This is a genomic window from Hydrocoleum sp. CS-953 (genome assembly GCF_002260545.1).
Taxonomy (GTDB): Bacteria; Cyanobacteriota; Cyanobacteriia; order Cyanobacteriales; family Microcoleaceae; genus Trichodesmium.
This window is the reverse complement of record NZ_LGSU01001064.1, coordinates 1-6,470: the sequence shown is the minus strand read 5'-3', so window position 1 is coordinate 6,470 and position 6,470 is coordinate 1. Positions and strand designations below refer to the sequence as shown.

The following is a 6,470-nucleotide window of genomic DNA, read 5'->3' as shown; positions in this document are numbered from 1 at the left end:
GAACTTAATAGACTCAAGTTTTAATAACAACCATTACCATAAAGTAGCCTTTTTCACTTGGGCAAATACCAAAGTGACGAAATAGCTTCGTTAGTTGATTAAATAAGTATAAAAGGCCATCTATAAATCGGTATTCAAGTAGAATAGAGTTATATCTATAATCTATAATCTATGCCCGAATCAGCACAATTCATCATAACTGCCCTGAAAGCACGGAGAGCGGTGCATGAGTTTGAGACAAAGAAAAGCTAAACCGAAAATTTTGGTTGTCGATGACGAACCAGATAATTTAGACCTTCTTTACCGCACCTTTTTCCGAGACTACAAGGTGCTGCGAGCCGAAAGTGGGCCAGAAGCACTGGAAATTCTGGAAAAATCTGGGGTAGTCGCTGTAATTATTTCAGACCAGCGAATGCCCAAAATGAGTGGGACAGAATTCTTAAGTCTTACTGCTGACAAATATCCTGATACTATTAGGATTATTTTAACTGGCTATACAGATGTAGAAGACTTAGTAGAAGCCATCAACTCTGGTAAAGTCTTTAAATATCTGACCAAACCTTGGAATGCTGAGGAACTCAAAGCATTAGTCAAGCAGGGAGTTGATACCCACAATGTCCTCAAATCCCACACTGACGAACTACGTCGTGCCCTTCAGCAAGAATCTCTCCTATACGCAGTTACCAATACTATTCGCTCTGCGCCAAATTATCGGCAGATGCTGCAAAGGATAGTAGAAAGTATTGGTCAAATGTTTGAAGTGAGTTTGGCGATCTGTTGTCCTTTTCAAGATAGTCATGGAGAAGACGAATGGTTTGTTGTGTATCAGAATCAAGAACATAACTCTGAAAAATCAACCAACAATTATCCCCCTAAAATACCAGAAGAAATTTGGCCTCATATTATCTGGGAAACAGATACTGTAGAAATCATTTCAGATATCCAAAATCATGAAAGGCTCAAGGGAGAGACTGTAGAACTTCAACAACGCCGACAAGCTTACCTAGCAGCAGATATCTGTTCTAGTCTGATTGTGCCTCTATTTTCCCGATTAGACTTAATTGCAGTTTTAGCACTGCACCAGTGTGGGGAATACCGCCACTGGCAAGATCATGAAGTTCAACTCTTAATTACAGTTGCCGATCAAGCTGCTCTAGCTCTATCTCAAGCTCGTGCTTATGAACAACTGAGAAGTCTTGCCCAACGAGAAAGTCTGGTCAATACTATCACCACTGTTATTCGCTCTAGTCTCAACCCTAAAGATATTTTTGCTGCCATCACTCAGCAGTTAGGACAAGCATTGCAAGTAGATGGTTGCGTTCTCTCGTTGTGGACAGAAACTGATGAATATGTTCACTGTGTCGGGTTATATGATGCTCAAGCTCAATCATCAGTTAGTGCTACTGAAGCTGAACCTCTACCAGATGAATCTGTAGTTGGGGCAGAAATTTCTAATGATGACAACTTATTGAGTCCAATGAACTCACCTCAGTCAGTTGTTCCCATTAGCAGTAATCCTGTTTTAATAGAATTGCTAAAAACTAAAAAAACGGTGGCACTGAGCGATCTAAATAAATATCGAGAATTTAATGAAGATGAACTTCCCTTACGCTTTAATGCTCGTGCTTTGATGGTTGTACCCCTTACTGTTGATGGTGAAATTATTGGCAGTATTTCTCTACGCCACAATTCTTTTGAACGCCAATGGGAAACTTCAGAAATTGAACTAGCTGAGGCAGTAGCTTCCCAAGCGGCGATCGCTGTTCAACAATCCCGTCTTTATCAAACCACCAGAGAACAAGCAGAAAGACTGATTGAAGCAGACCGCCTCAAAACAGAATTTTTCCAGAATATATCCCATGAGTTTCGTACTCCTCTGACTCTAATGATCGGATTATTAGAGGAGGCAGTGAACTACAAACAAGATTTACCTCTAGAACCTGCTACGATCGCTTTGCGTAATTCCCGTCGTCTCTTGAGATTAGTTAATCAATTACTAGATTTGCAAAGACTTGATGCAGGAAGAATGCAGCCTTGTTTTCGCCCTTGTAGTCTTGTCGATCTATGTGGTAATATTGTCGAATCATTTGCTCCCTACTGCCAGAAAAAAGAAATAAACCTAGTTACAAACTTTTGTGATGATTCTCAACGAGTATATTTAGATATAGAAAAATTTGATAAAGTTATCTACAATTTGCTCTCAAATGCTATGAAATTTACTCCTGCTGGAGGTAGTATTACGATTTCAATTGAGTCTGCTGGAAAAGGTTGTTTATTAAAGGTAGAAGATACTGGTATTGGTATTCGTCAAGAACAAATTCCCTTTTTATTTGAACGATTTCGGCAAGCAGAAGGTTCAGCAAANCTGCTGGAGGTAGTATTACGATTTCAATTGAGTCTGCTGGAAAAGGTTGTTTATTAAAGGTAGAAGATACTGGTATTGGTATTCGTCAAGAACAAATTCCCTTTTTATTTGAACGATTTCGGCAAGCAGAAGGTTCAGCAAATCGTTCTTATGAAGGCAGCGGTTTAGGTTTAGCTTTAGTCAAAGAATTAATAGAACTTCATGGTGGTCAAATAACTGTAGAATCAGTTTATGGTACAGGTACTACTTTTCAGGTTTCGCTGCCAACAGGAAGTACCCATTTACCTGTGTCACAAGTATCAGAAATACCTGCGGAATTTGATGCTACTAAGTTAGCTGTTGAGTTGGCGGATGTGGAAGCAGAGTTAGAAGAAGCGGAGGAGTTACAAGCTGTAGACCAACAAGAAAATATTAGTACAGTTAATTCTGGTGATATGGGAGTAGGGACTATTTTGGTGGTAGATGATAATCCAGATTTGAGAAGCTATGTGTCAAGAATTCTGCGAAAATCTAATTTGAATGTGGTGTTAGCTAGGGATGGAGCTGAAGGATTTGAAGTTGCAAAAATTCATCATCCTCATGTAATCATAACGGATTTAATGATGCCAGTTGTGTCTGGTTTGGATTTAATTAAAATGATTAGAGAAGAACAACAATTGCGTGGTACGCCAATTATTTTGTTAACTGCTAAAGCAGATGAAGATACTAGAATTGAAGGTGTGGAAAGAGGGGCAGATGCTTATTTATCAAAACCGTTTAATGATAGAGAATTGTTAGCAGAAGTAAGAAATTTGTTGGTTTTGAAAGAGAATGAGCGACAGGTACAAAAGTTGAATTCTTACTTAACCGAATCAGTTTTAAGGCGGTTTTTACCACCGGAAATGGTGCAACGAGCAGCACAAGGAGAATTAGCTTTAGATTTGACACCAGAACCAAGGTTAGTTACAGTTTTATTTAGTGATATTGTGGGTTTTACTCGGATGTCAAATATTTTGCAGTCGTCTCGTATCGCAGAATTATTAAATGAATATTTGGCAGAAATGACAAGAGCTATTTTTNAGTTTTAAGGCGGTTTTTACCACCGGAAATGGTGCAACGAGCAGCACAAGGAGAATTAGCTTTAGATTTGACACCAGAACCAAGGTTAGTTACAGTTTTATTTAGTGATATTGTGGGTTTTACTCGGATGTCAAATATTTTGCAGTCGTCTCGTATCGCAGAATTATTAAATGAATATTTGGCAGAAATGACAAGAGCTATTTTTGCTAATGGTGGTACTGTGGATAAATTTGTGGGGGATGCTGTGATGGCAATTTATGGCTCACCTGAAGAGTTGACTGCACAGGAGCAAGTACGAAGGGCAGTAGCTTCAGCTCAGGCAATGTTGAAAGCTTTGGATAAGTTGAATGAGCGCTGGCAAAGTCTGGGGTTAATTGGAGACAATGGGGTACCTCCAGTGAAGTTTCGTTGTGGAATTCATCAGGGAAATGCTGTAGTGGGGATGTTTGGTGGTGCAGAGCGGTCTGATTATACAGCTATTGGTCCATCAGTAAATATTGCAGCCCGTTTACAGGAGGCAGCAGAGCCAAATACAATTTTGGTATCCGCAACAGTGGCCCAGTATCTGGATAGTCGGATGGTGAGGAACTACGGAGCTTTAAAGCTAAAAGGCATAGATGAAGATGTTCTGGGCTTTGTGGTAAGTCGAAGTCCCATAAGTTAACCTTGATAAGGCCAAAATATTTTTTTTCTGATTTAGTTGCAATTTTGAGAAACTGTGCTATATTAGATAAATGGATGCGGGTATAGTTTAGTGGTAAAACCTTAGCCTTCCAAGCTAATGATGGGGGTTCGATTCCCCCTACCCGCTTTTACCTAAATATGTGGATGGAGCTGATACTCTTCTTTCCTCAAAAGCTTCAAACTTACAGCGCTTTTCAGTTGAGTAAACCACAAAACTGCTGTAGGAGTCAGGAGTCGTAGGGGCGAATGGCCATTACCCCGTACAGGAGTCCAAGGCTAGTATTAAAAGTTCTAGCTCCTCAACTTGCGACATCAACAAATATTCCATCATGCCCCCCGGTGCAGATTGACTGTGGTCTATCAAGCATGAAAACTGCTATAAGAAACTATCAAATTCAAGTTCATTTATCCATCCTCTTCGGGAAGCGACTCCTCTGAAGCATAAAACTCAGCTAAGATACTACGAATTTCATTAGGACTAATATCTTCTCGCTCCGTTTTAGAGTAAATTGTTAATAGAAGTACGCTAGTTTCTGACTCAACTTGATAGATAAGTCGATAACCAACACTTTTTCCTTTTTGAATATTACTATTTTTGACTCTCACTTTTAAGATGAAAAATTCTTCACCTATTCCGGTGAGGCGATGGCTGCGCCACGGGCTGTTGCCCTACGCCCAGAAAATTACCTCTTTGTATTTCTTCAATAACTGGTTGAGTATCTAACCGGATACGACGATATTTTTTGGAGAGTTTACGCAAATTTCTTTTATATTCTGGTGTTAAGTCAATCTCAACTATAGGAGTATTATTCGACATCTATTCCCTCCCACATTTCAGAAAGGGGAATGCGTTGTCCAGATTTTGCTTCTTGCAATGCTCTTCTGAGACTAGCTTTTATTTCTGCGACGGGAGTATCGTCTGGATCGGCTTCATTTTCTTCTGTTACTTCGGGAAAAGTAGGATAACTCGCACTTTTACTGGGGTTGAATTTTCAATGGGTTGGTCTAGAAATAATTGCCCTTTTTAATCCAGAGTTCCTGTTGTTTCAATGGCTTTCATTTGTTTTTTTATGATAGTAGTTTGGGTATATTATATTATAGTTTATAGGCAAAATTAAAATAACTCAATATGTCTCGAAAAGATACCTATCATTATCTGGTTAAATCTGCTTTAATCGGAGAAGGGTGGAAGATTTCTCACGATCCTTATGTTCTTAAATCCGATCCTAAACTTTCTATTGATTTAGGTGCTGAAAGAATTATTGCTGCTGAAAAAAATTGTGATAAAATAGCCGTATAAGTCAAGAGTTTTATTACAGATTCCCAAGTAACAGAACTGGAAAAAGCTATTGGTAATTTCAGTTATCAGTTATCAGTTATCAGTTATCAGTACCTCCTGTTGAATCAGATAGAAAACTTTATACCAATTACCAAAAGTAATGTTGTACTTAGATGATACTTCAATTATTAAGTAATTAACACAGAGATAAAAACTTTTTCGATAATTATTCTTATGTTTATCTCTCCCCTACTCCCCTACTCCCCTACTCAAGAATCGGAGTCAGATTTACAATGAATAATACAATAGATTTTTACAGGCAATGTGTGAAAAAAATTCTCTGTGAATATGAATATCTCAAGGATGAAGATTCGCAAATTGAGTTAATTTTTGATGATGAAAGAATGCGTTATCTGGTTTTGTGGGTGGGATGGTACAAATATAAGCGTATTCATCAATGTGCTGTGCATATTGATATTGTTGGGGATAGTATTATTATTCAATGTAATGATACGGAAGAATCAATAGTAGAAAAGTTGGTAGAAATGGGAATTTCTCAGGAGAATATTAGTTTGAATTTTATACATCCTCAACATCAAAATTATTTGGAAATAGCTACTTAATTTTATCCTCTGAAGAAAAGGCGATCGCCTCCGAAAATTAATTTACTGTCATTGCGAGGGGGGTGGGGAAAGCAAGAGTTTTGGTTACTCCCCATACGCTCCCCCGTGGCAATCTCTAGTCTAACAGTTAAGCTAAAGAGATTGCTTCGACTAAGTTAATTGCTTTCCCAGAAGCTTAACTGTTTTACTCACCGTCTCGCAATGATAGAGAGGTTGTCATTGCGAGGGGGGTGGGAAAAGCAAGGGTTTTGGTTACTCCCGATACGCCCCCCGTGGCAATCTCTAGCCTACTTAACTTCCTCTTGACACACTTTTACTCTGTTTCTTGGGGGCGGGTATTTCGTTATATCCAATCAAGAACGTTTTTAACAAGAGGTAATTATCAATTATCAATTATCAATTATCAATTATCAATTATCAATTATCAATTATCAATTATCAATTATCAATTATCAATTAT

Annotated in this window: 5 protein-coding genes, 1 tRNA gene and 3 pseudogenes; 7 read left to right on the top strand and 2 right to left on the bottom strand. The window is 38.4% G+C overall.

The genetic code is table 11. The annotated features are described in order from the left end of the window. Positions 1-226 precede the first annotated feature (226 nt). From AFK68_RS15815 to AFK68_RS15800, 4 genes and pseudogenes are all read left to right on the top strand, one after another. A pseudogene (locus AFK68_RS15815) lies at positions 227-2,364 on the top strand (GAF domain-containing protein); the annotation flags it as partial. A gap of 1 nt (position 2,365) precedes the next feature. Beyond that, positions 2,366-3,423: pseudogene (locus tag AFK68_RS15810) on the top strand (response regulator); the annotation flags it as partial. A 1-nt stretch (position 3,424) separates the two neighbouring features. After that, a partial coding sequence (locus AFK68_RS15805; protein ID WP_143437922.1) for an adenylate/guanylate cyclase domain-containing protein occupies positions 3,425-4,088 on the top strand: 664 nt, incomplete at its 5' end. 76 nt (positions 4,089-4,164) lie between these two features. Then, positions 4,165-4,235 (top strand) — tRNA-Gly (locus AFK68_RS15800). A gap of 278 nt (positions 4,236-4,513) precedes the next feature. Here the strand turns inward: AFK68_RS15800 and AFK68_RS45370 are convergent. Continuing rightward, entirely contained in the window at positions 4,514-4,714 is a 201-nt protein-coding gene (locus AFK68_RS45370) for a hypothetical protein (protein WP_371357410.1), read from the bottom strand. A gap of 19 nt (positions 4,715-4,733) precedes the next feature. Then, positions 4,734-4,925: a hypothetical protein gene (locus AFK68_RS45365; protein ID WP_371357409.1), complete on the bottom strand. Its 192-nt coding sequence runs from the start codon at positions 4,923-4,925 to the stop codon at positions 4,734-4,736. Positions 4,926-5,237: 312 nt separating this feature from the next. Here AFK68_RS45365 and AFK68_RS15785 point away from each other — a divergent pair, with 312 nt between their 5' ends. From AFK68_RS15785 to AFK68_RS39010, 3 genes and pseudogenes are all read left to right on the top strand, one after another. Continuing rightward, complete coding sequence (locus AFK68_RS15785; protein WP_094673614.1) at positions 5,238-5,408, top strand: element excision factor XisH family protein; 171 nt, start codon at positions 5,238-5,240, stop codon at positions 5,406-5,408. Between the two features lie 272 nt (positions 5,409-5,680). Then, positions 5,681-6,010, top strand: coding sequence for a XisI protein (locus AFK68_RS15780; RefSeq protein WP_094673613.1), 330 nt, complete (start codon positions 5,681-5,683; stop codon positions 6,008-6,010). A gap of 248 nt (positions 6,011-6,258) precedes the next feature. After that, positions 6,259-6,470, top strand: a pseudogene (locus AFK68_RS39010) (hypothetical protein); the annotation flags it as partial.